The sequence below is a fragment of the Bacillus sp. LR--39 genome (assembly GCF_053613335.1).
This window is the reverse complement of record NZ_JBSIOT010000734.1, coordinates 1-767: the sequence shown is the minus strand read 5'-3', so window position 1 is coordinate 767 and position 767 is coordinate 1. Positions and strand designations below refer to the sequence as shown.

The window sequence follows — 767 nt, the reverse complement described above, 5'->3', positions numbered from 1 at the left end:
GAAATGGTCCGTTTTCTCGAGAATAAACGGTTTATTCCAATGAATGGACGGACTTCCTGCGATATACGTTTGAAACGCATCGGGCTTTGTTAGCAGCACCTGCAGCACGAAAAGCCCTCCGAGCGAATGGCCAAAGATTGTTTGTCTTTTTTTATCAATCTGGTAATCTCGTTCTATCTCCGGTTTTAAATCCTCTTCAATAAATCTGAAAAAGCCCTCCGCTCCGCCATGCTCCGGCCATTCTCTGCCGTCGGGCCTTTCCGGCAGCTTCGATTGGGCTGTTGGCATTGTAAAATCCCGGTGGCGTGCTGAGGAGAACGGCTCCGCTGTCTCATAGCCAATGCCGACGATCACTGCAGGGATCACCCCGGTTTTTTCGGGTCGGCGTCCCTGTATTCGAACGGCTTCCGTCATCGTTCCGAAGACAGAATTGGCATCCAGCAGATAAATCACAGGATAACCAGCGGGTGGCGGCGGCGTACTAGGTTTCGAGATAAAAATGTGATAGGTACGGTTTTCATTGCGTGAAGACATCATACGCACTTCCGTACCAGGAATCGTAAATGCGTTTGATGTCCCGCCATTTGTCCGGTCTGTTGTTTGTTCTTTCATGCAGTACGACATTCCTCTCCTTAAACTAAACCGCAATGTATGATAATGATTTTCACTATCAACTAGACACCTCAAATAATAGGTTTTCTTCCAAAGAAAGTCAACTTTTTCCCGAATAAAAAAGGCACCTTGATCAAATAAGGTACCTGCAGACT

The 767-nt window shown here is 46.9% G+C and carries 1 protein-coding gene; it reads right to left on the bottom strand.

Going from position 1 to position 767, the window contains the following annotated elements; translation table 11 throughout:
- Window positions 1-612: ferri-bacillibactin esterase BesA (gene besA / locus ACWHAR_RS26185; protein WP_452088311.1), on the bottom strand; the 612-nt coding region annotated here is incomplete at its 3' end.
- Between the last annotated feature and the right edge of the window lie 155 nt (window positions 613-767).